This is a genomic window from Pseudomonas sp. IT-196MI5 (genome assembly GCF_949767415.1).
In the GTDB taxonomy this organism is placed as follows: Bacteria; Pseudomonadota; Gammaproteobacteria; order Pseudomonadales; family Pseudomonadaceae; genus Aquipseudomonas.
In genome coordinates this window covers 20,165-44,226 of record NZ_CATKPZ010000021.1, presented here as the reverse complement: position 1 = coordinate 44,226, position 24,062 = coordinate 20,165, and the positions used below count along the sequence as shown (strand labels likewise).

The 24,062-nt window shown below is 57.3% G+C and carries 21 protein-coding genes; 11 read left to right on the top strand and 10 right to left on the bottom strand.

Going from position 1 to position 24,062, the window contains the following annotated elements:
* Window positions 1-222 precede the first annotated feature (222 nt).
* Window positions 223-1,335, top strand: a complete 1,113-nt coding sequence (locus ACM6IK_RS14355) for a CapA family protein (RefSeq protein WP_414874865.1) — start codon at window positions 223-225, stop codon at window positions 1,333-1,335.
* A gap of 166 nt (window positions 1,336-1,501) precedes the next feature.
* Here ACM6IK_RS14355 and alr read toward each other — a convergent pair whose 3' ends face one another.
* Both alr and ACM6IK_RS14345 read right to left on the bottom strand, forming a co-directional pair.
* Complete coding sequence (alr, locus tag ACM6IK_RS14350) at window positions 1,502-2,740, bottom strand: alanine racemase (RefSeq protein WP_414874864.1); 1,239 nt, start codon at window positions 2,738-2,740, stop codon at window positions 1,502-1,504.
* 248 nt (window positions 2,741-2,988) lie between these two features.
* Entirely contained in the window at window positions 2,989-4,035 is a 1,047-nt protein-coding gene (locus ACM6IK_RS14345; RefSeq protein WP_414874863.1) for an ornithine cyclodeaminase, read from the bottom strand.
* 532 nt (window positions 4,036-4,567) lie between these two features.
* Between ACM6IK_RS14345 and ACM6IK_RS14340 the strand changes: the two genes are divergently transcribed.
* The 9 genes from ACM6IK_RS14340 (at window position 4,568) to ACM6IK_RS14300 (ending at window position 13,401) form a co-directional block, all read left to right on the top strand.
* Window positions 4,568-5,347, top strand: a complete 780-nt coding sequence (locus ACM6IK_RS14340) for a transporter substrate-binding domain-containing protein (RefSeq protein WP_414874862.1) — start codon at window positions 4,568-4,570, stop codon at window positions 5,345-5,347.
* A gap of 59 nt (window positions 5,348-5,406) precedes the next feature.
* Entirely contained in the window at window positions 5,407-6,132 is a 726-nt protein-coding gene (locus ACM6IK_RS14335) for an ABC transporter permease (protein ID WP_414874861.1), read from the top strand.
* Window positions 6,129-6,839: an ABC transporter permease gene (locus tag ACM6IK_RS14330; RefSeq protein WP_414874860.1), complete on the top strand. Its 711-nt coding sequence runs from the start codon at window positions 6,129-6,131 to the stop codon at window positions 6,837-6,839. The genes ACM6IK_RS14335 and ACM6IK_RS14330 overlap by 4 nt, the downstream gene beginning before the upstream one ends.
* Before the next feature lie 56 nt (window positions 6,840-6,895).
* Entirely contained in the window at window positions 6,896-7,657 is a 762-nt protein-coding gene (locus ACM6IK_RS14325) for an ABC transporter ATP-binding protein (RefSeq protein WP_414874859.1), read from the top strand.
* 12 nt (window positions 7,658-7,669) lie between these two features.
* Entirely contained in the window at window positions 7,670-8,149 is a 480-nt protein-coding gene (locus ACM6IK_RS14320) for an Lrp/AsnC family transcriptional regulator (RefSeq protein ID WP_008026500.1), read from the top strand.
* Between the two features lie 265 nt (window positions 8,150-8,414).
* On the top strand, window positions 8,415-9,386 hold the full coding sequence (ctlX, locus tag ACM6IK_RS14315; RefSeq protein WP_414874858.1) for a citrulline utilization hydrolase CtlX: 972 nt from the start codon (window positions 8,415-8,417) through the stop codon (window positions 9,384-9,386).
* Window positions 9,387-9,911: 525 nt separating this feature from the next.
* Window positions 9,912-12,473: a nitrite reductase large subunit NirB gene (gene nirB / locus ACM6IK_RS14310; protein ID WP_414874857.1), complete on the top strand. Its 2,562-nt coding sequence runs from the start codon at window positions 9,912-9,914 to the stop codon at window positions 12,471-12,473.
* Window positions 12,473-12,859 (top strand): nitrite reductase small subunit NirD, encoded by a 387-nt coding sequence (gene nirD, locus ACM6IK_RS14305; protein ID WP_414874856.1) that lies wholly within the window; start codon window positions 12,473-12,475, stop codon window positions 12,857-12,859. The genes nirB and nirD overlap by 1 nt, the downstream gene beginning before the upstream one ends.
* Before the next feature lie 101 nt (window positions 12,860-12,960).
* On the top strand, window positions 12,961-13,401 hold the full coding sequence (locus ACM6IK_RS14300) for a CBS domain-containing protein (RefSeq protein WP_414874855.1): 441 nt from the start codon (window positions 12,961-12,963) through the stop codon (window positions 13,399-13,401).
* Window positions 13,402-13,471: 70 nt separating this feature from the next.
* Here the strand turns inward: ACM6IK_RS14300 and ACM6IK_RS14295 are convergent, their stop codons facing one another.
* The 7 genes from ACM6IK_RS14295 to ACM6IK_RS14265 all read right to left on the bottom strand — a co-directional run bounded on the left by ACM6IK_RS14295 (window position 13,472) and on the right by ACM6IK_RS14265 (window position 21,183).
* Window positions 13,472-14,095 carry a dimethylsulfonioproprionate lyase family protein gene (locus tag ACM6IK_RS14295; protein ID WP_414874854.1) on the bottom strand — a complete coding sequence of 208 codons (624 nt, stop codon included), beginning with the start codon at window positions 14,093-14,095 and terminating at the stop codon, window positions 13,472-13,474.
* A gap of 156 nt (window positions 14,096-14,251) precedes the next feature.
* Window positions 14,252-15,403 (bottom strand): MFS transporter, encoded by a 1,152-nt coding sequence (locus ACM6IK_RS14290; RefSeq protein ID WP_414874853.1) that lies wholly within the window; start codon window positions 15,401-15,403, stop codon window positions 14,252-14,254.
* 96 nt (window positions 15,404-15,499) lie between these two features.
* Window positions 15,500-16,534 carry a GlxA family transcriptional regulator gene (locus ACM6IK_RS14285; RefSeq protein WP_414874852.1) on the bottom strand — a complete coding sequence of 345 codons (1,035 nt, stop codon included), beginning with the start codon at window positions 16,532-16,534 and terminating at the stop codon, window positions 15,500-15,502.
* A gap of 48 nt (window positions 16,535-16,582) precedes the next feature.
* On the bottom strand, window positions 16,583-17,932 hold the full coding sequence (locus ACM6IK_RS14280) for an MmgE/PrpD family protein (protein ID WP_414874851.1): 1,350 nt from the start codon (window positions 17,930-17,932) through the stop codon (window positions 16,583-16,585).
* A gap of 87 nt (window positions 17,933-18,019) precedes the next feature.
* The gene (gene proX / locus ACM6IK_RS14275; protein ID WP_218427986.1) at window positions 18,020-19,063 is read right to left on the bottom strand and encodes a glycine betaine/L-proline ABC transporter substrate-binding protein ProX; all 1,044 of its coding nucleotides are present in this window, start codon (window positions 19,061-19,063) and stop codon (window positions 18,020-18,022) included.
* Window positions 19,064-19,132: 69 nt separating this feature from the next.
* Window positions 19,133-20,098, bottom strand: coding sequence for a glycine betaine/L-proline ABC transporter permease ProW (gene proW, locus ACM6IK_RS14270; RefSeq protein WP_218427988.1), 966 nt, complete (start codon window positions 20,096-20,098; stop codon window positions 19,133-19,135).
* Between the two features lie 47 nt (window positions 20,099-20,145).
* Complete coding sequence (locus ACM6IK_RS14265; RefSeq protein ID WP_414874850.1) at window positions 20,146-21,183, bottom strand: quaternary amine ABC transporter ATP-binding protein; 1,038 nt, start codon at window positions 21,181-21,183, stop codon at window positions 20,146-20,148.
* Window positions 21,184-21,632: 449 nt separating this feature from the next.
* Between ACM6IK_RS14265 and ACM6IK_RS14260 the strand changes: the two genes are divergently transcribed.
* Window positions 21,633-22,586 (top strand): LysR family transcriptional regulator, encoded by a 954-nt coding sequence (locus ACM6IK_RS14260; protein WP_056724831.1) that lies wholly within the window; start codon window positions 21,633-21,635, stop codon window positions 22,584-22,586.
* Between the two features lie 114 nt (window positions 22,587-22,700).
* Here the strand turns inward: ACM6IK_RS14260 and ACM6IK_RS14255 are convergent, their stop codons facing one another.
* Window positions 22,701-23,936: an aromatic ring-hydroxylating oxygenase subunit alpha gene (locus tag ACM6IK_RS14255; protein ID WP_414874866.1), complete on the bottom strand. Its 1,236-nt coding sequence runs from the start codon at window positions 23,934-23,936 to the stop codon at window positions 22,701-22,703.
* Between the last annotated feature and the right edge of the window lie 126 nt (window positions 23,937-24,062).

The window sequence follows — 24,062 nt, the reverse complement described above, 5'->3', positions numbered from 1 at the left end:
ACGTTCCCCTGTAGGAGCTGCCGAAGGTTCGGGCCGCGTTCGGACGATCTTTTGATCTTGCTTTTGCGATCTGGAGATTGCTGAAGATTAAGATCAAAAAGATCGCAGCCTCCGGCAGCCCCTACAGATATTTTGTTATATGTGCTCCCCGGGATTGCGTGAAGAACCAATAATAAGCCGGGGGATGGAAACATCCCCCCGACTTATATTCGGGAGGGTGCCATGGCAGCTGTTACCGATACGCTTAAGCTGTTTCTCTGCGGCGACGTCATGACTGCCCGCGGCATCGACGCAGTACTGCCGCATCCTGGCGATCCGCGGCTTTACGAAGCTTACGTCAAGAATGCCGGCGATTACGTCCGGCTGGCAGAACGAGTCAATGGCTCGATTCCCCGCCCAGTCGATTTCACCTATGTCTGGGGCGTTGCGCTGGATGAGTTCGAACTTCGCCAGCCACACGCACGCATCATCAATCTGGAAACGGCGGTGTCCCGCCACGGACGACCTGAGCCAAAAGGCATCAATTACCGCATGAGCCCGGAGAACTTCCCGCTCATCAGCGCAGCCGGCATCGACTGCTGCGTGCTGGCCAACAACCATGTGCTGGACTGGGGGGCAGCCGGCCTGGCCGATACGCTGGAAACCCTGGCGAGCAATGGTGTGTGCAGCGCCGGCGCCGGGCACAACCGGCAATCTGCCGAAGCACCGGCCGTGTTGCTGCTGCCTGGCGGGCGGCGCTTGCTGGTGTTTGGCCTCGGCGCACCCGACAGCGGCATAGCGTCGGACTGGGCCGCCACGGATAAAGGCGCGGGCGTCGCGCGGCTGGAGGATCTGTCGATGCAAAGCCTGCGCCCTGTGGCCAAACGGATTCTGGAGGGCAAACAACCGCGGGATCTGGTGGTCGCCTCCATTCATTGGGGCGGCAACTGGGGGTTCGATATCCCGCGCGAGCACGTCCAGTTCGCCCATGCCTTGATCGACGAGGCCGGAGTTGACGTGGTGCACGGGCATTCGTCGCACCACGTCAAAGGCATCGAGGTGTACCGCGAGCGCCTGATTCTCTATGGCTGCGGTGATCTTCTGAACGATTACGAAGGCATCGAGGGCTACACAGCCTTTCGCGGCGACCTGGGGCTTTTATACTTTGCCTCGCTGGACCCGGGCGGGCACCTGCAGTCGCTGGACTTGATACCCACCCGCCTGCGGCGCTTTCGCCTCTGTCGTGCCGAAGGAGATGACCGTCAATGGCTGCACGACACCCTTTCTCGCGAGTGCGCACGCTTGGGCAGCAGCATCCAGGCGACCGCGAAAAATGCCTTTGAGTTGCGTTGGTGAGCCCCTTTGGCGACTCGACACTCGATTGCTTCGGGCGGCGTTCCGACGATGGACTGAAGGACGGCGCGTTTATTCAGAAAACACGCGTTATCGTTAACGTCCATCGCGAGCAGGCTCGCTCCCACAGGGGCGCAGTGTTCAGTCTGCGCACCTTCTTTTTTTCTCCTTATCTGGACTTCAAGACTTTCGGATTGGAGTTGCCCCAGATCGTGTACAAGTCCGCCAACAATGCGCCGTTGATGGTCTCAAGCTCCGTCTGGGTAATCTCGTCATCACCTTGCTTGCCGTACAGAACGACCTCATCTCCCGCCTGTACGCCCTTGATACCGCTGACGTCAACCATCAGCGTGTTCATGGTGACCTTGCCGATCACCGGCGCACGTTGGCCGCGGATCAGCACTGAGGCTTTGTTGGAGAACGCTCTTCGATAACCGTCGGAGTAGCCGGCCGGGATGTTGGCGATCAATGAATCTTTGCTCAGGGTAAAGGTGCGGTCGTAGCTGATCGTACTGCCCGCCGGGTAGGCGTTGACTGCCGCGACCCGCGATTTGAACTGCATCACCCGTTGAAATTCGTTATGCCCACCCACTGGGTAGCCATAGAGCGCAGCCCCCGGGCGGACCATGTCCAGCCAACCTTCCGGCACCTCAAGGGTGGTGAAGGTATTGGCGCAGTGCAGGGTGATCCGGCTGCGGTCCAGTTTGGCGTGCTCGATCAGCCAGCCGGACTGCTCCTTGTACCTGGCCAGCCCCTGAAGGACATCCTCTCGTTCCTCGACCGGGAAGTGGGTCATGATTCCGACAATATTCAGGTGATCCAGCCGGGTCAGATCCACCGCCTGTTGTTGTCCCTGCGCCGTGCTCATTTCCAGACCGTTGCGGCTCATGCCCGCCGAATTCAGCGCCAGGTGAACAGGCAGCTTCACGCCCTTGCGGGTGGCCAGCTCATTGAGTTGACGTGCAACCTCCAGGTTACCGACCAGTTCTTCGATGTTGTAGCGCAGTGCATTCTCGACTTCTTCAACGGTAGCGCTGCGCAAACGCATCAGGCGTCCCTCGAAGCCTTTTTCCCGTGCGACACGCGCCTCCTCGTTGCTCGCCACGCCGATACAGGTGATGCCCATCCGGATGGCGGAAGGGATCAGCAATCCAATGCCATTTCCATAGGCGTCGGCTTTCATCACGGCACACATCTGGCTTTTACCCGCCAGCCGTTGCTGAAGTTTGGTGATGTTTGCTTCGAAGGCGGCCTGATCAATCTCCAGCCAGGTATTGGCCTGGCCTGATTGATTGTCGGCGCGGGGATGTTCAGGTGTGGGATCGAGTAAAGGGGCGGCATTGACCACCGGCATCATTGCCGTCAAAGCCAGGGCGAGCGTCAGCGTGCTGAGCATGAAACGTGGCATATCGAGTCTTCCATACTGGATGAGGAAAGGCCCCATGCTGGCGTGGATTTGGCATCAGCCAGGTCCATCAGGCATTGAGCGAACAGCCATGGAATTCTTATGCAAAGGCGTCGTTTGTTTATGTGGAACCAGACGGCTCACGCAGCAGATGGCGCTGTAAAAAAGGCTCAAACGACCGAGGGATTATTCAGGGTTGCACCTGGCAGCCGAAGGGGCCGCCAGGTGAATGCTTTGAAGTGTCGAGTCGTTTAAGCCCGAAGCCTTACATCGTCGGTTGCCGAAGGCTGCAGCAGCGAGAACAGGTTCTTGGGATCTTGCAGCTCTGGCACCAGTTGGATGTCGCTGCCAATGTCGAGCGTTCGTGCAACATCCAGCACATAGCGCAAGGCAGAGTAGTCCTCGATGGCGAAGCCGACCGAGTCGAACAAGGTGACTTCCTCGGCATGCTGGCGGCCCTGGGTCTGACCGTTGACGACTTTCCAGAATTCGATAATTGGTGAGTCGGCGGGCATCTGCTGAATTTCGCCTTCAATGCGGCTTTGCGGCTCGTACTCAACCATGACTCGCGCACGCTCGACGATGTCCCGGTGCAGTTCAGTCTTGCCGGGACAGTCGCCGCCCACTGCGTTGAGGTGCATCCCGGGCTCGATCATTTCCGGGGTTAAAATCGTTGCGTAGGCCTTGTCGGCCGTGACCGTGGTCACGATATCGGCACCGCGTACCGCTTCTGCGACGGTTCTGGCAACCGTCACCTGGATGGCGGGGTAGGCCCGCAGGTTGGCAACCAGCTTCGCCGTCGCGGCAGGATCGATGTCGTAGAGACTGATTTCAGTGATGCCCAGCAATGTATGAAAAGCCAGGGCCTGGAATTCGCTCTGTGAGCCGTTGCCAATGAGTGCCATTCGGCGACTCTCCGGTCGGGCGAGGTAGCGGGCCGCGAGTGCAGACGTGGCAGCGGTGCGAATGGCGGTCGTCAGGGTCATTTCACTCAGCAAGACAGGCTTGCCGGTATCGACGTCTCCCAGTGCACCAAAGGCCATGACCGTCAGCATGCCATTGTGGGTGTTCTTCGGATGCCCATTGACATACTTGAAGGCGTAGAGCGCTGCATCAGACACGGGCATCAGCTCGATGACGCCCTCGGGTGAGTGGTTCGCCAGGCGCGCGCATTTTTCGAAATCCGGCCAGCGCACGTAGTCTTGGCGGATGTACTCGGCCATTTCGATCAGGCAACGGGGCAAGCCTTTTTCCTGGACGAGGCGGCTCAGATCGTTGACGTCAATGTAACGGGTCATATCGGGTTCCTTTGGGCGATTTTTTTTGGTGTGCCGGTCTGGACTATTGTCGAGGCAATGCAGAGAAGGTTTCGGCCAATACCGACCCGGGATACAGCAAGAAAAGTCGAATAACAGCGAGCGCACAGCGCAATCGGCGAAGTGACAGTTACCGCAATCTCGTCATGCAGATGAAGACAGCCGCAAAGACAGGCACATGCCTGTGCCGCTTCCTTCAAGCGCAGACACAGTGACTGGCTGCGACAACAGAATCGGCTGTGAAAGCTTTTCGTTCAGCACAGGCACGCTGTTTGAGCCCGGGGTTACGACACCCGAAGCCTCCCGGCAATTGGCATTCTGGCGGTCCGTTTCAAGCGCTTGTTACTCACTGCCTGAAACGGAAAGCAATTGCGACGACTGGCAAGTTCCAGTCGAAAACAACAACAAAAACGGCTGCGGTGAAGACCGCATCGACTCTCTGCCCCTGTCAAAAAGTGTGGTCCGACGCAGGCGCCGGATCGCGATAAATTCAAATAATCCGGGACTCAAGAAGATGAACATCAAATGGCTGACTTTGCCGGCACTCGCGTTGCTGTGCTGCACCACAGGCGCCAATGCCAAGGAATGGAAGGAGCTGCGATTTGGCGTCAACCCAAGCTACCCACCCTTTGAATCCACCACGGCCGATGGTGGAGTCCAGGGCTTCGGCGTGGATCTGGGCAATGCAATATGTGCCGAGTTGAAGTTGACCTGCGTGTGGGTCAGCAATGACTTCGACGGGCTGATTCCGGGGCTCAAGGCCGGTAAGTTCGATGCCATCGAATCGTCGATGACCGTGACCGACGCGCGCAAAAAACAGATCGACTTTACCGATCGCCTGTACGCCGGACCGACCGCCATCGTCACCCGCAAGGATTCCGGACTGCTGCCGACCGCCGAATCGCTGCGCGGCAAAACCATCGGCTACATGCAGGGCACGATTCAGGAAACCTACGCCAAGGCCAAGCTGGGGCCGGGCGGGGTGAAACTGCGGGCCTATCAGAATCAGGATCAGGTCTATGCCGACCTGGTATTTGGCCGTCTCGATGCGTCGATCCAGGACAAGCTGCAAGCGCAGATGAGTTTCCTGACCTCGCCACAAGGGGCGGACTTCCAGAACAGTGAAGGCATCAGCGACCCGTTGGTACCGGCGGAAATCGCCATTGGCGTGCGCAAGGACAACGAAGAACTCAAAGGCATGCTCAATGCCGCCATCAAGGCCCTGCACGACAAGGGCATCTATGCGCAGATCCAGCAAAAACACTTCGGTGACCTGGACCTCTACAACAACTGATCCTCGCGCCCCGGTCGCTGTGTCGCAGCGACCGGGGCGCATCAAGACAGGTGACTGGCGTGAACTCCTTCCTGAATCTGATCGGGGTCGACCTTTCGGCCCTGCAAGGCTATGGCCCTTTGTTGCTGCACGGCACCTGGGTCACCCTCAAACTGTCGGCGCTCGCACTTGTGGTGAGCATGGCGCTGGGGCTGCTCGGCGCGGCGGCCAAGCTGTCGCCGCTGAAACTGTTGAATCTACCGGCGACCTTTTACACGACGCTGATCCGTGGCGTGCCCGACCTGGTGCTGATGCTGCTGATTTTCTACAGCCTGCAAGGCTGGCTCAGCGCCCTGACCGAGGCCATGGGCTGGCCGTACATGGAAATCGACCCGTTCGTGGCCGGCATCATCACCCTGGGTTTCATCTACGGTGCGTATTTCACCGAGACTTTTCGCGGGGCGATTCTGAGTGTGCCGCGCGGGCAACAGGAAGCCGCGGCGTGCTTTGGCCTGAACCGTTGGCAGCGTTTTCGGTTCGTAGTGTTCCCGCAAATGATGCGTTTCGCCTTGCCGAGCCTGGGCAACAACTGGCTGGTGCTGCTCAAGGCCACGGCGCTGGTATCGATCATCGGTTTGTCAGACCTGGTCAAAGTCGCGCAGGAGGCCGGCAAAAGCACGTTCAATATGCTTGATTTCCTGCTGCTGGCCGCAGCGCTTTATCTGCTGATCACCAGCGCTTCGAATTACGTTTTGCGCGTGCTGGAACGGCGCTACAACCAGGGTGTACGGGGGATGTCGCGATGATCGAGTTGATTGCCGAATACTGGAAGCCCTTTCTGTTCAGCGATGGCGAGACCCTCACCGGGTTGGCCATGACCCTGTGGTTACTGGTGGCGAGCATTGCCATGGGCTTTTTCCTGTCGTTGCCCCTGGCGATCTTGCGCGTCTCGCGCGTGGGCGTTTTGCGTTGGCCGGTTCAGCTGTTTACCTACGTCTTTCGCGGCACGCCGTTGTATATCCAGTTGCTGATTTGCTACAGCGGGATCTACGGCATCGCCGTGGTCCGTTCGCAGCCATTGCTCGAAGCGTTTTTCCGCGACGCCATGAATTGCACCTTGCTGGCGTTCACCCTCAATACCTGCGCCTACACCGTGGAGATCTTCGCCGGGGCGATCCGTAGCATTCCCTACGGTGAAATCGAAGCGGCACATGCCTATGGCCTCAGTGGCTGGCGCCTGTACCTGCAACTGATCCTGCCTTCGGCGCTGCGCCGCGCGCTGCCGTACTACAGCAACGAAGTGATCCTGATGCTGCATGCGACATCAGTGGCGTTTACCGCAACGATTCCGGACATCCTGAAAATTGCCCGGGACGCCAACGCCGCGACTTTCATGACGTTTCAGGCCTTCGGCATTGCCGGTCTGCTCTACCTCACGCTCTCGTTCGGGCTGGTCGGTGCGTTCCGCCTGGCGGAAAAACGCTGGCTGAGCTTCTTGGGCCCGGCCCACTGACTTCCATTCTTTATCCAGAGTGGCGCCGATAAGTGTGCCGCTCCAGGAGTATTCGCATGTACAAACTCACCGTTGAAAATCTGTATAAACGTTTTGGTGACAACGAAGTACTCAAGGGCGTCTCGTTAAACGCGAGGGCAGGGGACGTGGTGAGCATGATCGGCGCCAGCGGCTCGGGTAAAAGCACCATGCTGCGCTGCATCAACTTTCTGGAACTGGCGGACGAAGGCGCCATTGCGCTGGATGGCGAGCGAGTGCTCACCCGTCAGGGCGTCGGTGGCATGCGAGTCGCCAACCCGAAGCAGTTGCAGCGCTTGCGTACGCGATTGGCTATGGTGTTCCAGCATTTCAATCTGTGGAGTCACCTGACCGTGCTGGAGAACATCGTGCTGGCGCCGTGTCGAGTCCTGGGCATGAGCCGCAAGACCGCTGAAGAAAGCGCGCGGGCGTATCTGGACAAGGTCGGCCTGGCGCAACGGGTGGCCGATCAGTACCCGGCATTCCTGTCGGGCGGGCAGCAGCAACGGGTGGCGATTGCCCGTGCCCTGGCGGTGGAACCGGAAATCCTGTTGTTCGACGAGCCAACCTCGGCGCTCGACCCGGAACTGGTGGGTGAAGTGCTGAAGGTGATTCAGGCGCTGGCCGAAGAAGGCCGGACCATGTTGATGGTGACCCATGAAATGGGGTTTGCCCGGCAGGTCTCAAGCCAGGTGTTGTTCTTGCATCAGGGGCGGGTCGAAGAGCAAGGCGATGCTACGATACTCGACCGGCCAAACAGTGAACGTTTGCAGCAATTTCTATCGGGTCGTTTGAAGTGAGGCAAGGCGTACATGGCGGATATCCGCGATCTGTCGATCGTGCTTGATCGTATCGATCAGGCGATCATTGAAGTGTTGCGCCACGAAGGGCGCATCACCTATCAGAAGTTGTCCGAACGCGTGCACCTGACCCCCAGGCCCTGCCTGGAGCGGGTACGCAAGCTGGAACAGCTCGGGGTCATTCGCGGCTATGGCGCGATTCTCGATGAGAAGAAACTGACGCCGGGCTTGTCGCTGCTGGTGCTGGTGGCGTTGTCGAACCAGAGCGGACGCGCGGCGCAAAAGGCCTTCGAGGCCAAGGTCCGCGCCTGCCCGCAGGTGCTGGAATGTCGCCTGATCAGCGGCGCGTTCGACTACAGCCTGCGCATGCGCTGCCGTGACATGGAGCATTACCGGGTGTTGACCGAAGTCTGGTTCGACGACCCGGAATTGCACATCGACAAACTGGTCAGCCACCCGGAGCTGGCGATGGTCAAGACCACCATGGAATAAGCATCGAAGGTACAACCTGTGGGAGCGAGCCTGCTCGCGAAGGCGGAGTGTCATCCAGCATCTATGTCGACTGACACATCGCCTTCGCGAGCAGGTCGGATCGCCGCACCGTCGCTCCCACATTTGATTTATGTCGTTCACCGAATCGGCTGAAGGGGGCAAAATCTTCAGCCGTTTTCATCACCGAAAAAGCCGTTATCAACCGGGTTTTTCCCGCTTCGAAACAGACAATGGGCCTCTCTCGACCCTCATTGAGTCTGTGCCCATGCAAACCACCAATACGGTATTAATGATTCGCCCGACACGTTTCTCCTTCAATCAGGACACGGCGGCGAACAACCGTTTCCAGCGTCCGGCAACCGTAGCCGAAGACGTACAACTCAAGGCCCTTGCCGAGTTCGATGGTTATGTTGACGCGTTGCGTCGCCACGGCGTCGAGGTCCTGGTGCATAACGATCGCGAAGCGCCGCATACCCCGGACTCGATCTTCCCCAACAACTGGTGGAGCAGCCACCCGGATGGCACCCTGGTGCTGTATCCGATGCAGGGCCACAACCGGCGTCTGGAGCGGGACAAGGGTGTACTCGACGGGTTGCTGGGTGAATACCGGGTCGAGCAGGTGCTGGACCTGTCCAGCCTCGAAGAGCAGGAGGTTTTCCTGGAGGGCACCGGCAGCATGGTCCTGGATCGGCAACAGCGGATTTGCTACGCCGGGTATTCCACGCGCACCCACGCCCGGGCACTGGATCAGTTGGTCAATCATCTGGGCTATGAGCTGTGCGCGTTCAACGCGGTGGACCGCCAAGGCGTGGCGATTTATCACACCAATGTGATGATGAGTGTCGGCACCCGCGTGGCCGTGGTGTGCCTGGCGTCCGTGGCCCATCCGGATGAACGTGCGGCGCTGTGTCATCGGCTCGAAACCAGCGGCAAACAGCTCATCGACTTGAACTGGGCGCAACTGGAGTCCTTTGCCGGCAACATGCTGCAAGTGCACAACGCGGCGGGCGAGCCGCTATTGGTGATGTCGCGCACCGCCTGGCAATCCCTGGACGCCGATAAGCGTCGCTTGATCGAAACCCATACCACGCCGTTGCCGGTGAACATCGACACCATCGAGCGCATCGGTGGCGGCAGCGCGCGCTGCATGCTGGCCGAGGTGTTCCTGCCCAAGCATTCGTCCGCCCAGGAACAAGTGCGAAGATCGTCCGCCAGCGTTTCGCCGGCGCCTCGGTGACCAGGTCATTGCGTAAATGCGCGATTATTGAGTTCCAGCGAGCTGTGGAATCGAACGGTACATGCACTTTTATAAAGCGCTATGCGCAACGACGTGCACCAGTCGGATGCGCCGCAAAGCGTTTTCGCCTGCGGTAGCTCCAGCGATTCGAATGGTTGCCCTTGACCATTCACCGTCCCTGGAAATCGGCTGACACTTGCCGAAACTCGTCTGGACAGCAGTCGCCGTGACAATCCCCCCCGGCTCAAGAGTCAGTGTTTCCAGATAGTTGAAGTCTCTTTGCTGCTGACTGGCACAAAGGCTGCAAGGCTGACATCAGGTCCACCTGGAACGTATTCGTGTGGACAGCCCCCTCGGTCAACGACGATCGATTGGCCGGACAGGTCGTGGGCAGCATCGGTGGATCAGGCATAGACGTCTGGTTTCAACACCGTAAAAGAACAGGCAAAGACGCCTGGAACCGCAAGGTTTCAGGCGTTTTTTTTTGCTTTTAAAACCGTGATTGGCTCGGGCTGGGTGCTTTCTATGAATTCCAATGTTGCCACGTTGAACAAGATGCAAACGCTGATCGTGATCGGTAATGGCATGGTCGGACATCATTGTGTCGAACAGCTGATCGAGCGGGGGGCGCTTGACCATTATCGGCTGCACGTCTTCAGTGAGGAGCCGATGCGTGCCTATGACCGTGTGCATCTGTCCGAGTATTTCTCCGGTCGCGATGCCGAGTCGCTGGCGCTGTCCGATGCGTCGCTTTACCAGACGCCCGGCGTTACGCTGCATCTGGGTGTGCCGGTGTTGGAGATCGACCGCGTCCGTCGCCAGGTGGTCACCTCGCAAGGTTGCGTCACGTATGACAAATTGATCCTGGCCACCGGGTCTTATCCGTTCGTGCCGCCAATCGAAGGCGCCGAAGGTGAATCGCGCCTGGTCTATCGCACCCTGGAAGACCTCGATGCCATTCGGGCTGCGGCGGCCAATGCCCGGCGCGGCGTGGTGGTCGGCGGTGGCTTGCTGGGTCTGGAAGCCGCCAACGCCTTGAAGAGCCTGGGCCTTGAGGCCCACGTGGTGGAATTCGCGCCGCGCTTGATGCCGGTACAACTCGATGACCTCGGTGGCCAGGCGCTCAAGGCGCAGATCGAACGGTTGGGCGTCGGTGTACACCTGTCCCGCGCCACTCAATCGATCAGCGCGGGCGAGCAGTACCGCTATCGCATGAATTTTGCCAACGACGAGTTTCTCGAAACCGACCTGATCGTGTTTTCCGCCGGTATCCGCGCTCAAGACGCGCTGGCTCGTCAATGCGCGCTGCAGATCGGTCCGCGCGGTGGTGTGGTGATCGACGACACGTGCCTGAGTTGCGACCCGAACATCTACGCCATCGGTGAATGCGCTTCATGGAACGGCAGCCTGTTCGGCCTGGTCGCGCCGGGCTACCAGATGGCGCGCAGCGTCGCGGCCCGTCTGTGCAACGAAGTCACCGAGCCGTTCACCGGTGCCGACATGTCGACCAAGCTCAAGCTGCTGGGGGTGGATGTCGGCTCCATCGGCGACGCCCACGGCAATACCCCGGGTGCGCGCAGCTATCAATTCATCGACGAAACCAGCGCCAGCTATCGCCGCCTGGTGGTGGATGCAAGTGGCAAACACGTCCTCGGTGCAGTGCTGGTCGGTGACAACAGCTATTACGACACCTTGCTGCAATACATGCAGAACGCCATTGTCTTGCCGTCGGAACCGGCCAGCCTGATTCTGCCGTCCTCCGAAGGCGCGCCGACCCTGGGCCCGGGTGCGCTGCCCGAGTCGGCCACGGTGTGCTCCTGTCACAACGTCACCAAGGGCTCCATTTGTTCGGCCATCGACGGCGGCTGCACCGACCTCGGCCTGCTCAAGTCGCAGACCAAGGCCTGTACCGGCTGCGGCGGTTGTGCCGGACTGCTCAAGCAAGTGTTCGAGCATGAGCTGATTGCCCGTGGCGTCAGTGTCGATAAAAGTCTGTGTGAGCACTTCGCCTACACCCGCCAGGAGCTTTATGCGCTGGTACGGGTAGAGGGTGTGATCACCTTCGACGAACTGTTGGCCAAACATGGCCGTGGTCATACCGGTTGCGACGTCTGCAAACCGGCGGTGGGCTCGATCCTCGCCTCGTGCTGGAACCAGCCGATCATGGACGCCTCGCTGGTGCCGTTGCAGGACACCAACGATACCTTCATGGCCAACATGCAGAAAAACGGCACCTATTCGGTGGTGCCGCGCATCGCCGGGGGCGAGATTACCGCCGACAAGCTGATCGCGATTGGCGTGGTGGCGAAGAAATACGACCTCTACACCAAAATCACCGGCGGGCAGCGCATCGACCTGTTCGGCGCTCAGTTGCATCAGTTGCCGGACATCTGGGCCGAGTTGATCGAGGCCGGTTTCGAAACCGGGCATGCCTATGGCAAATCGACCCGCACGGTGAAGTCCTGCGTGGGCAGCACCTGGTGCCGTTACGGCGTACAGGACAGCGTGAAAATGGCCCTGACCCTCGAGGATCGCTACAAGGGGCTGCGTTCGCCACACAAACTCAAGTTCGCGGTTTCCGGTTGCACCCGTGAGTGCGCCGAGGCGCAGAGCAAGGACGTGGGCGTGATCGCCACCGAGAAAGGCTGGAACCTCTATGTGTGCGGTAACGGCGGCATGCGCCCACGCCACGCCGAACTGTTCGCCACCGACCTGGGTGATGAAACCCTGATTCGTTACATCGACCGCTTCCTGATGTTCTACATCCGCACCGCCGACAAGTTGCAGCGCACCTCGGTCTGGCGCGAGAGCCTGGAGGGCGGCCTGGATTACCTCAAGGACGTGATCATCAACGACAGCCTGGGGCTTGGCGCGGAACTCGAATCGCAGATGCAACTGGTGGTCAACCGCTACGAATGCGAATGGGCCAACGCCCTGAAAGACCCGGAAAAACTCAAGCGCTTCCGCACCTTCGTCAACGATCAACGCCCCGACCCGGACATCCATTTTGTCCAGGAGCGCGGTCAGCGCCGGCCGATCATGGCCTCTGAACTCCACCTTATCCCTGTCATTGAGGAGATTGCCTGATGAGCCAGTCCAATACCCAGCGAGCCGACTCTTGTTCCTCCCTGGTCAATCCCGATACCTGGCAAACGGTGTGCAGCCAGGAGGATCTGGTGAGTGACTCCGGCGTCGTCGTCTGGCTCGACGGTGCACAAGTGGCGCTGTTCTACCTGCCGGCTGCCGAAGGCAAGACCCTCTATGCCATCGATAACCATGACCCGCAATCCGGGGCGAATGTCATCGGTCGCGGGCTGGTCGGCAGCATCAAGGGCGATCTGGTGATTGCCTCGCCACTCTACAAACAGCATTTCCGCCTTGAGGACGGCAGTTGCCTGGAGTATCCGCAACAGCGCCTGCGGGTCTGGCCGGTGCGGCTGAACGCAGGCCAGGTGGAGGTCGCGGTGGCCTGAGCACATGGATTTCGCCGGGGGCTGAGCGCTCATTCAATTAAAGATGTATGCCAGGCGCCGGCGGAGTCGATGATCAATGACAAACAGTATCGGAGGCTTGTATGAAAACAGCCGCACAACTGCTGAAGCTCAAGGCCGTGCAGAACCGGCGGGTGCATAGCATCGCGCCAGACCAGACGGTGCTTGAAGCGTTGAGGATGATGGCGGAAAAAAATGTCGGTGCCCTACCGGTCATGGAGGAGGGGCAGGTGGTCGGCGTGATCAGCGAACGCGACTATGCGCGCAAGGTCGTTCTACAGGGGCGTTCTTCGGTCGGTACGCCGGTCCGGGCCATCATGAGCGCGCCCGTCGTGACAGCAGACAGTCAGCAGAGCATCGAGCGTTGCATGGCGGTCATGACCGACAGTCATCTGCGCCATCTACCGGTGGTGGAGGGCGACCAATTGATTGGCCTGTTGTCGATTGGTGATCTGGTCAAGGAAGCCATCGTCGAGCAGACCGAGTTGATCCGGCAACTGGAACACTACATTCGCGGCCATTGAAACGACCGGGGGCAGGGGGACCGAAGGCTTGTGGCTTGGATAGTCGAGCAGTCTGCTGATGGTCGGTGCATCAATCCACTGCATGGGAAAGTCCCCAAAGTGCCAGCAACGGCTTGTCGGTTGACCTCATGGAATGGACCGCCGATGGTGGGTTGAACACTACGCCGCCCGGCCCGGGATTCCACCAGCCGACATCTTTTCGGTACCAGTGACCTTCCGATAAAACGACATAAAACTCTGCCGGAGGATGCTTGTGGTACGGATAGCAAAGTTCGGGCTCCATGACCGCCAACCCCACTGTCAAAGTTGAACATTCAAGCAGTGCGCCCTTGCCGAGAATCAGCGCATGTCGGTGCTTTTCTTCAAACGCATCATCGTCCCCTTTTGAAGCGGATCGCTTTATCCAGTGACTACTGGACAACAGGGTCTCAAGAGCCGATAGCAGAATCTTGAAGTCCCGATCCGTTCGGGGAGCATCCGCCAATGCCCGCGCTACCGTGGGCGCAAGGCAAGCGGGCAGGGAAGTGCCCGAGAACGGAGGCAAGCCGATGTCCAGGCGCGCATTGCTCAAGGCGCGAACACAGATTTCTGTATCCACGCCATCAACACCACTCACTTGAGAATGCCGGGTGAGGATTCGCAGGAGTGCCTCGCGCATTACCATTCCCTGTACCAGGAGTTCTTGTTCGGACATCTGTGGGTACGACCGCATCACGTTTACCTCTTGAACATTCCTGGCAGGTCACTTTGAGCATTCAGTGATCCATCCGTCGAGCGGTCTCTTGGCTTTCTGAACGATTGACCTCGACTCGCAATGGCCAATGCTGAAATCGCGCCTGAAACGATTCGGTCAATTGCGAAGTAATCGAGCTGTCGCACTGACAAAAACCAGCAAAACAATCACGCAGCCAAGAGCGAATGACAAGGTGCTCAGATGGGCGACCGCCCCGATAAATACGGGACCGATCAGAATCCCCGCGTAGCCCATCGAGATGACAGCGGGGATGGCTACTGCCTGCGGCATACGTTGCTGGCGGCCCACGGCGGTAAAGAGCACAGGGACAATGTTTGAGCATCCAGCACCGACCAGAGCGTAGCCAATCAAGGACGCGGCCCAGCCATCGATTCCAAGCGACACGATCATGCCTGCGGCCGCGCAAAGCCCGCCAATCGCAACGACGCGTACGCCGCCCAGTTTGCTGACGATGGCGTCCCCCGTCAGGCGGCCCACCGTCATCGCAGCGGCGAAGGATGCGTAGCCCAAGCCGGCGATGCTCGGCTCTAACCCTCGGCTCGAGACAAGGAAAACCGCGCTCCAGTCGAGGATTGCGCCTTCAGTGAGGAAGACGATGAAACAGAGCACCCCTAAAAACAGCACGATACCCCTGGGCACCGCGAACAGGGGTCCACCCCGTTCAGTGCCATAAGTCAGAAAAGCAGGCGCTGCCTTGTAAAGCGCTCCCAAAACGGCGGCAACGATGCAGAGCGCAGCAATCAGTGGATCCAGCCCTAAGGTCAATAAAGCGGTCATGGCCCCGGCGCCCACGATACCTCCAACGCTGTAAAGGCCATGGAAACCGGACTGAAGTGCCTGTCCGCTGTTTTTCTCGACGATGACGGACTGGATGTTCATGGCGCAATCAAGCATGCCCATGCTGGCACCAAAGATAATGACAGTGATGACCAGACCGGGCAGCCACACCACGGTGCTCAACAGCGCAAGAACGGCACACAAGACAATCGTCGCCCAGATGACGACCGGTCGGCATCCATAGTGTGCAGTGAGGTACCCCGCGAAGGGCATGGCCACAATAGATCCACCGCCAAGGCCAAGCAGCAGCAACCCCAGGCCACCATCGTCCAGGCCGGCGCGTGCTTTGACCAAGGGAACCAGAGGCGCCCAAGCGGACATGAGCAAGCCCGCGATGAGGAAGGCAATGCGTGTAGACATCCGTTCGCTGTGGTTAGCCGTGGGTGTCAACACCGGCGATGGAGCATTCATGATTCTCGGTAATCCTTATCGATGATGCAGGCCATCGTTTACTCGGCCTGGACAGTGCGGGTTTCGTATGTTTTATGCGTGCCCGGGTTTCGAAACTCAGCGCCTGCGCTCATACGTTGCTCTATAACTGCTTGGCGCTACGCCAAAGAAGTCACGAAAGCGCATATGGAAGTTGGCGAAACTACAGAAGCCGGTCGCAATCGCGATATCGGTGATCGGCCGATTGCTCTGCAGAATAAGCTGTCGCGCTCGAGTCAAGCGCAGCTCAAGGTAGTAGCGTGTGGGCGTGGCGCCCACGAAACGGCAGAAGCGCCGCTCCAATTGTCGTCGGGAAATTTTCACGCATTCAGCCAGTTCGTCGATCGATAGTGGCTCTTCGATGTTCTTTTGCATCAGCTCTAAAGCGAGCTTCAGGGTTTGTGGCAAGGTGGGGTCAGTGTCAACGATGACAGTCGATATCCCGGAGACTTCAGCGGTTTGATCGCAACCGAGTATTTCCTCGACAGCGTGGGTCAGCGACACGCCTTGTTTAGTGGTGATGAGCTCCAGCATCATTCGTAACGAACTGCTGGCGCCGGCGCAGGTGATACGGTTTTTATCCAATACGTGAGTCCGACAAGTGACCAGGACTTTGGGGAAAACATCCTCCATCATCGCTCGCCCATCTGGATGGAAGGCACACTCGACACCGTCCATTAACTGAGCTTGCGCCAGAAAAAACGCACCATTCCACAAACCGCCCATGGTCGCGCCAAGAGAGGCGACGTTACGCAGCTTGCGCCGTAACAGCGGGTCGCTGATCAGCTTCACTCGCAGACCCCCGGCGACGATGAGAACATCGATACGATCCGGTAGTTGGGATAACTCCAGGTCCGCCGAAATTGCGATTCCCAGATCGCTCATTACCAGACGGCTCCTGATGCCGACCGTCAACACCTCAAACGCCGGTGTCTCGCTAATCAGGTTGGCGGTCACCAGCGCGTCGATAGCGCCGGTGAACGACATCATCGAGAAATTGTTCAAAAGCACGAAAGCTACACGAGTCACTGCCTGCGGCATTGATGGTTTCTGCGCCGTACAGGAGTACCCCATGTTCTTGTCTTTAAGCACGCTCTCGAATACGAATGGCATAAACCCTCTTTGACACCTTTACCAATAGCTACGAAACCGCTGCACGATCTAGACAGCGTTTTTTGGAGCAGACAGCAACAAATCAAGGAATGACTGGCAGTCATCGCTCTCAGGCAGTGCTTCAACACTGTTCTTGATCGCATTGCTGAGCGTCGATCCCAAGCTGTCGTCAGCCAGCAAATGATATTTGGCCGTGAGTTCGGCACTCGACATAGGGTTGCCGGGGTCGCCCTTGGCCGTCGCGGTTGGGCTCGTAAGACGCGTGCCGTCTTTCAGGGTAACCGTGACGCGGGAGAGAATTTCCTCAGGGAACCTGGCGGACAGGTCGGGCGCCTCATGAAGGGTTATCTTCGCGCTGATGTTCAAGATGTCCGGCGCATGAATGGAATCCCCGGTGACTTCATCAGGGCCCAGCTTTCCACGAACGATCAAGGCGGCCAGTGGAAATGCGAGCGCATACTGGGCCTCATCCGCATTCTTCGGAAAATGCCCCTGCAAGCACACAGACTCGTGGAATGTCTCGACATCGATGGTCTCGATCAACTCGGCAGCGATGACTGGATGTGCTCGCATCAAATCGGTCATGGCCGTGAGTGCCGGTTGCGCCCAGCGACATACCGGCCACGGTTTGAAATATTGCTCGTCGATCTCCCAGCGGGTTCCGACGTCCTGCCAGAAAGTGGAAATCTCCAAAGGTTCAACGGTGGCGGCTGGCGCGCCCGTGACACCGAGCTGTGCCATCAGTAATGCGTTCAGTCCGGCATACGCCCCGGCGCCGTGGGCATCACGCAACATTGTAGGAAAGCTCACCAGGCGCATCATAGGGCACCTTGGGCCAAAGTATTCCGCGATCCCCAGCGCATGCCGGAACGTCGTTTCATCAAGCTTCAGCAGGCGGGCACCGGCGCAAACGACCCCGATCCCGGAAAAGGCACCTGAGGCATGGTATTCCGGGGCAGTGGCCATCAATGCCTGACCAGCACGCAAGGCCGTCTCGTAACCGATGCACAGTGCGCTGAGGAATTCCTCGCCGCTGATGTCTTTGCCTTGACTGCGGTACGCGTCTACCAATGCAACAATGGCCGGGACTACGGTCGCACCCGCATGCCCCTTGGAGGTGAAGTGACCTTCATGTGCATCCAGGCTATCAACGCAGAAACCGCCTGCATACGCGGCGCCCAATGGATGTACGGCTCTGCCGTCGAACCAGAGGCGGCTGGACAGCTGGTTGGCAGAGTAGTGGGTGTCAGCGTAGGTTTTGAGCATCACGCTGGTTTGATTGTCGCGAGCACCGGCGGCCACACCAATGATGTCGAGCAGGCAAGTTTTAACCAATTCGCGTGTATGCAGGGGCGCGTCCTTGTAACTGAAATTCTGGACGAATGAATACAACTGCATTTCAATATTCCCGAGTGATGAACGCCGAAACGGATAAAAAAGTTGCCCGGTGAAGGGCAACCTTTTATGCAAAGTTATAAGAAGGGACTAGTTCTTTGCGGTGGCGGTATTTGCCGCGGCGCGTGCGTCTGCCAGCCAGCTGTCGTATTTCGCGCGATGGGCCGCAATCCATTCTTTGGCGTGTCGGGTAATGTCAGCTGCACTTTTTTCACCGTTGTGCATTTTCAGATTTTGCGCGCTTTCATCGTCGGTAGTGATCTGCATTTCAGACAGAAACTTCACCGCTGCCGGATTCTTCTCGGCGAATTCTTTGTTGATTACCGCTTTGACACTGTCTACCGCGAAACCAAGGTTCTTACCATTGAAGGTAGTGTTGACATCGTTTTTGCCACCGGGAAGATCCGTACGCGGCACGGTTAACCACACAACATCTTTACCTTCGACCAGAACACCGGAGATCCACTGAGGGACCCAAGTGTAATAGAGAATCGGCTTGCCTTCTTTATAACGAGCAATGGTGTCGGCCATCAGGGCAAAATAGGAGCCCTGGTTATTTGTGACGGTTTTTTCCAGGCCATAGGCTTTCATATGGTGGGCAATGATCAGCTCACAGCCCCAGCCGGGGTTGCAACCTGTCAGGTCGGCTTTACCGTCGCCATTACTATCGAACAGCTTGGCGATCTCTGGTTTTTTCAAATCATCGATAGAGGTGATGTGATGTTCGTCAGCCGTTTTCTTATCGATCATGTAGCCCTGTAGTACGCCCGGCATGATAGCGCCGGTTTTCACCATCGTCTCATCGCCGCCGGCCTTCTCGTAGAAAGATTTGTGTAGCTCCTCCCACAGATGAACCGAGAAGTCAGCGTCACCATTGGCAATTGCAATCATCATGGTGGAGTACTCGGTTTCCTTGGGCGTCTCAACGTCGTAGCCCAATTCCTTGAGGCCCGCCATTGCAATCTCTCCGCGAAATCGCTCTTCGGCAATTGACGGGAAAATCGGGGTGATCGATACCCCTTTCCCGGGCTCCTGCGCCGTGGCGGCTGATGCGAAAACAGGGGAAACCGCTAGTACTAAAAGCGCCACAGAGTGAATGAATTTCTGTTTTATTCCGAATGTTGTGAAGTTCATTATCGATTGCCTTGGCTGGATTAAAGAAGTTGGCATTTCTTTTGGTTCACGACGCACCGCTTAGCGGCGTTAACTCTCTTTGGGACTGACTTTTATTTGCGTAACAGCATTTTTTCTCTTCAGGCGATAAATGACACCCGCCGGGCCTGTCTGGTACCAGTGCTCACCTTTGGTTGCCCTGTTACTGCGTTCGCCCATTGCCTGGGTCAGTCGGTCGAGGAAAATCGCCAGCAATACCAGCCCCAATCCACCGACGGTTGCCAAGCCCATATCAAGGCGGCCAATCCCGCGAAGTACCATCATCCCCAACCCGCCAACCGAAATCATTGATGCGATCACCACCATGGAAAGTGACAACATCAATGCCTGATTCAGCCCCGCCATGATCGTCGGTGCAGCCAAAGGAAGTTGAACCCGCCTGAGCATCTGGCGTGGGGTGCATCCGAAAGCCCGGGCTGCTTCAACCTTGTCTTCCGGTACCTGGCGAATTCCCAGATTGGTGAGCCTGACCAGTGGTGCTACCGAAAAGATGATCGTGACCAGTACCCCCGGTACGTTGCCGATACCAAACAGCATCACCACGGGTACCAGATAAACAAAAGCAGGCAGTGTTTGCATTGCATCGAGCACCGGCCGCAGAAGCATCTCAAGCCGGTCACTGCGGGCACACAGGACGCCCAGCGGTATGCCAATAACTGCACAGAAAAACAGTGAAGTGAGTACCAGGGCGAGGGTGATCATGGCGTCATTCCATACGCCGATCACGCCTAAGAGGGTGAGGGTGACGAAACACAGTATTCCTATCTTTTTTCCTCCTATCTGCCAGCCGAAGAGCGTTGCAATAATAATGAATATTGACGGTGGAATAGCCAACAATCCGAACTGGATGCCATTAAGTACCTGGTCGATTGGCCATCTGATCGAGCGAAATACCTCGCGGAAATTATGAACCAGAAAATTCAGGGCAACTTCTACCCATTGGCCCAAAGGGACGTTGATGGATTGAAATGGGTCTAGAAAATTGAATTCGTTCATGTCATTACCTGAATGTCCTTGCCTGGCAAGCCAGCAAATGGAGCCTATTAGTGTCGGCTCATTGTCTGAAGCAGTAGGCTCTTGGAGATCGTGCCTTTGAACACACCCTGGCGATCCAGCACGGCAACTGGATTAACGGCATCAGCAACGATGTGAAAGACGTCCTGCAGGAGTACATCGTCGCGCAGCGTAGGCGTGGATTGATCCACGGCGTACGGATGCTCTGCACAAATCCTGGCAACATCGCCAGCCTTCAGGATCTTCGAGGCGTCGAAACCTTTGAAGAAAGCCCTGACGTAATCGTTCACCGGGTTGCAAAGCAGCTCTTGCGGGGTACCGATCTGTACTACCCGGCCACCCTCCATGATCGCAATGCGATGGCCGATGCGAATCGCCTCGTCAATGTCATGGGAGATGAAGATGATGGTGCGATGCTGTTCTGCCTGCAGGCGGATCAGTTCGCCCTGCATTTCGTGGCGAATCAACGGGTCGAGTGCCGAGAAGGCTTCGTCCATCAGCAGGATGGCGGGATCATTGGCCAGCGCTCGGGCCAGGCCTACCCGCTGCTGCATACCGCCGGACAGTTGGTGCGGATAGCTGTAGGCGTGGCCATCGAGCCCCACCTGTTTGAGTGCCTCGAGTGCACGTTTATGCCTTTCAGTTTCCTCGACACCCGAGATTTCCAGACCGAAAGCAACGTTGTCGATCACACTCATGTGGGGCATCAAGGCAAACGACTGAAACACCATGCTCATGTCTTTGCGTCGAACGCTGAGGAGATCAGCATCCGACAGACCGGTAATTTCCTGTCCGTTAAGATGGATTGTTCCGCAGGTCGGCTCGATCAATCGATTGAACAAGCGGACCATCGTCGACTTCCCGGAACCGGAAAGCCCCATGATGACGAAAATCTCTCCACGCTTTACGGAGAAACTGGCATCAAAAACGCCAACGACTTGACCGGTTTTGCTGAAAATCTCATTCTTGTCAGCACCGCGAGCCAGCATCTCCATCGCGAGCTTCGGCTGAGGGCCAAAGACTTTGTAAATGTTTTTTACCGAGAGTATCTCGTCACCAAGACTCATAACCCCTCCTGCTGCAATTACGATGTAAGACCAAGAATTCAGGTGTACGTGTCTTGATCAGTTCAGACGGTGCTTGTGGGGGCAGTCAAGCTGGGAGAAAGGTTGGGAAATAGTCATTGTGACCATCCTCTTTATTATGTGATGTTTATTATTTTTGTTTTATCGGCGCTGAATTAAGCAGTACCGTTGAGAACCAAGTTATTACCTAATAGAGTCAGCGTCTAACAACATTTATTCCAGCCAATCAATAACGTCATGTTATCAATAATTTAATTATGTCCATTTGCGACTGTGACAGCGCCAGTTGCGCAGACGACTGCGGCTGGCCCTGTCTTAGGCCCTGCGTTTGAGCTACGCTCCAGCGTAGGCTCCAGGTGGAACCCTCTCGCCGATCTCGTCCCTAACGGCCCTCCGAAGGGCCCCGAACCGGATATTCAATACTCTAGGTTATGGTTAAGCACATCGATCCAGACATGACGCTGCTGAAAATGCCGTCTCTGAAAGCAGTGAAGTCATTCGTAGCCGCCGCAAAATATCAGAGCTTTACGCGTGCGGCAGAAGCACTGTGCGTTACTCAAGCGGCAATCAGCCGTCAGATTCGGGAACTTGAGGCGTACCTTGGGGTGGATCTCTTCAAGAGAGTGGGGCGAGCAGTCGAGTTGACGGAAGCCGGAACCATCTTTTTTGATGCGGCACAGATATCTTTCGTCAACATTTCCCAAGCGGCGGAGCGCATTCGCACCAACAATGCAGGCAAGCGCACGTTGACGCTTTGCTGTTCTCCCGCGTTTTCAGCCCTCTGGCTCGCAGCGAAGCTGCCGGGTTTTTTTACCAAAAACGCAGATATCGACCTCAATCTGGTCACCACTCAAAACTTTTTGTCGATGGAGCCGGGTGTAACTCCGGACATCTTCATCACAAAAATGGCCAGGATTCAGGATGGCTACCGCAGTTATCCGTTGTTTCATGACGTCATCTACCCGGTGTGCACTCCTCGTTACAAAGAGGAGCACCCCGAGCTGTCCAGCCTGGAAGCACTGCGCGACGGGGTTTTGCTAAACCTCAGTCCCTATGGCAGATCCCAGGTAGCGGAGCACGTTGACTGGGGCGTTTGGCTGGCTTATCACGATGTCGATATCGAGAAACGTCCCCACGACAGCCCTCACGTTTTCAACGCGAACGACTACAACCTGGTCATCAGCATGGTGTTGACCCATCAGGGCGTAGCCCTCGGATGGAATCACCTGGTTGCAAACCTGATCGAAAACGGCACGCTGATTCGGCCGATCGAAGAGGAAGTGGTTCTCCATGAAAGTCAGCACTATCTGACATTTCGTGAAGACCGGATCAATGACGACGCCTGTTGCCGGCTACGCGACTGGATTCTCGCCCAGTTTTCCTGAGCTGTTTAGCAGGCAGGAGTACTGACTGAGCAGTGACTCGGGGTGCGAGGAGGGGAGAACTCTGGGTATGCCGGTGGTGATCATTCGTGGTTCTCGCCACCGGCAGTTTTGCTCTTAGCCGACAGATCTCAACGGGATCGTGTCATTGAGTTGCTCAAGCATCGTTTTGCAGTACCAGTCATCAAACTGGCACACACCGATTTCGCTGGCCACCGACAAAGGGCCCGGCTCGTAAGCAGGGGAGCTGACCCCGACCTGTGCGCCTTCCACCAAGGTGCGGTCCTGGTCATTGGTTGCAAGCCAAACCTTGGTCAGGCGATCGATGTCGTAGTCGACACCTTCCTGCGCGTCCTTCTTGACGATCCATTTTGTAGTGACCAGCGTCTCGCCCGGACCGATGGGCAGAACGCGGAAGCTCAGCGCGTGATCGCCCAGAAAGTGGTTCCAGGTTGATGGGTAGTTGAAATAAAGCAACGCACCGATGTTGGCTTCACCGGTTGTGTCCAGTCGACCGGCAACCGCAGGCTGGCCATCCATTGTGTAGCTGACGGCCCCGGAAAAAAGGGGGATGCGCGTCATGCGGAAGCGACCGTCTTCGTCCATGACCAACCGGCTGGGCAGGCCTGCCGCTTCGCAGCGATCCCAGTGCTCTTTGAGTTCGAGATCCTCGTCGCCGCCAGCGCCACCCACCGATGGGTTGTCGACGAATGAATGCATCAATTCCGGGTGAGTAAAATCGCAGTGGTAGCACTCGCGATTGTTCTCGAAAACCAGTTTCCAGTTGCCTTTCTCGATGATGTTCGACTCAAACGCGACTTTGCAGTCGTCCAGGTTATGAGGCGCAACGAAAGGCGTCAGAGATTTTCTGAATGAAGAAAAATCAGGAGCCACATCAGCGACGCACACATAGATGTAGGTTTCAACGACCTCACAATGCACGGTTTTCAACCCATGCTGAGACTTGTCGAAGTCGTCCCCCATGTTCCCGGCGAAAAGCAGTCTGCCGTCCAGCTCGAAGGTCCATTTGTGGTAAGGGCACACCAGCTTGGCGACCTTGCCGCTGGCTTGCGGGCACACCTTGGAGCCACGATGACGACAAGCGTTGTGGAATGCACGAATCTGCCCGTCTGCGCCGCGCACGATAGCGACAGGGTAATCGCCGATTTGCAGCGACAGGTACTGACCCGACTTCTCCAGCTCAAATGTGTGCCCTGCGAAGATCCAGCTTTTGTGCCAGATCTGTTCCAGATCCTGCCGGTAAACATCTGGGTCGCCATAGAGGGCACCTGGCAGCGCATGGTCAGGTTTGCGCTGCGCAATAAGATTTGAAACTGCCGATTTAGTGCTCACGGTCAACACACTCCAAAATACCAAAGGGACGACAAAAGACCATTGTTTGCATCAATCTCGATATTGGGTAACGTCATTTCGCCAATAAAATATCGCTGTTGTAAAGACTACGTCTGCCATCACACC

Excerpts from the sequence above, each read along its gene's own strand:
- ACM6IK_RS14285 (WP_414874852.1), bottom strand. The coding sequence starts at position 16,534 with ATGCCATTCGTATTCGAGAGCGTGCTTAAAGACAAGAACATGGGGTAC.
- ACM6IK_RS14325 (WP_414874859.1), top strand. The coding sequence starts at position 6,896 with ATGTACAAACTCACCGTTGAAAATCTGTATAAACGTTTTGGTGACAAC.
- ctlX (WP_414874858.1), top strand. The coding sequence starts at position 8,415 with ATGCAAACCACCAATACGGTATTAATGATTCGCCCGACACGTTTCTCC.
- proW (WP_218427988.1), bottom strand. The coding sequence starts at position 20,098 with ATGAACGAATTCAATTTTCTAGACCCATTTCAATCCATCAACGTCCCT.
- ACM6IK_RS14355 (WP_414874865.1), top strand. The coding sequence starts at position 223 with ATGGCAGCTGTTACCGATACGCTTAAGCTGTTTCTCTGCGGCGACGTC.
- ACM6IK_RS14345 (WP_414874863.1), bottom strand. The coding sequence starts at position 4,035 with ATGACCCGTTACATTGACGTCAACGATCTGAGCCGCCTCGTCCAGGAA.
- ACM6IK_RS14320 (WP_008026500.1), top strand. The coding sequence starts at position 7,670 with ATGGCGGATATCCGCGATCTGTCGATCGTGCTTGATCGTATCGATCAG.
- ACM6IK_RS14260 (WP_056724831.1), top strand. The coding sequence starts at position 21,633 with ATGGTTAAGCACATCGATCCAGACATGACGCTGCTGAAAATGCCGTCT.
- nirD (WP_414874856.1), top strand. The coding sequence starts at position 12,473 with ATGAGCCAGTCCAATACCCAGCGAGCCGACTCTTGTTCCTCCCTGGTC.
- ACM6IK_RS14330 (WP_414874860.1), top strand. The coding sequence starts at position 6,129 with ATGATCGAGTTGATTGCCGAATACTGGAAGCCCTTTCTGTTCAGCGAT.
- nirB (WP_414874857.1), top strand. The coding sequence starts at position 9,912 with ATGAATTCCAATGTTGCCACGTTGAACAAGATGCAAACGCTGATCGTG.
- ACM6IK_RS14340 (WP_414874862.1), top strand. The coding sequence starts at position 4,568 with ATGAACATCAAATGGCTGACTTTGCCGGCACTCGCGTTGCTGTGCTGC.
- alr (WP_414874864.1), bottom strand. The coding sequence starts at position 2,740 with ATGCCACGTTTCATGCTCAGCACGCTGACGCTCGCCCTGGCTTTGACG.
- ACM6IK_RS14290 (WP_414874853.1), bottom strand. The coding sequence starts at position 15,403 with ATGAATGCTCCATCGCCGGTGTTGACACCCACGGCTAACCACAGCGAA.
- ACM6IK_RS14280 (WP_414874851.1), bottom strand. The coding sequence starts at position 17,932 with ATGCAGTTGTATTCATTCGTCCAGAATTTCAGTTACAAGGACGCGCCC.
- ACM6IK_RS14300 (WP_414874855.1), top strand. The coding sequence starts at position 12,961 with ATGAAAACAGCCGCACAACTGCTGAAGCTCAAGGCCGTGCAGAACCGG.
- proX (WP_218427986.1), bottom strand. The coding sequence starts at position 19,063 with ATGAACTTCACAACATTCGGAATAAAACAGAAATTCATTCACTCTGTG.
- ACM6IK_RS14295 (WP_414874854.1), bottom strand. The coding sequence starts at position 14,095 with ATGTCCGAACAAGAACTCCTGGTACAGGGAATGGTAATGCGCGAGGCA.
- ACM6IK_RS14265 (WP_414874850.1), bottom strand. The coding sequence starts at position 21,183 with ATGAGTCTTGGTGACGAGATACTCTCGGTAAAAAACATTTACAAAGTC.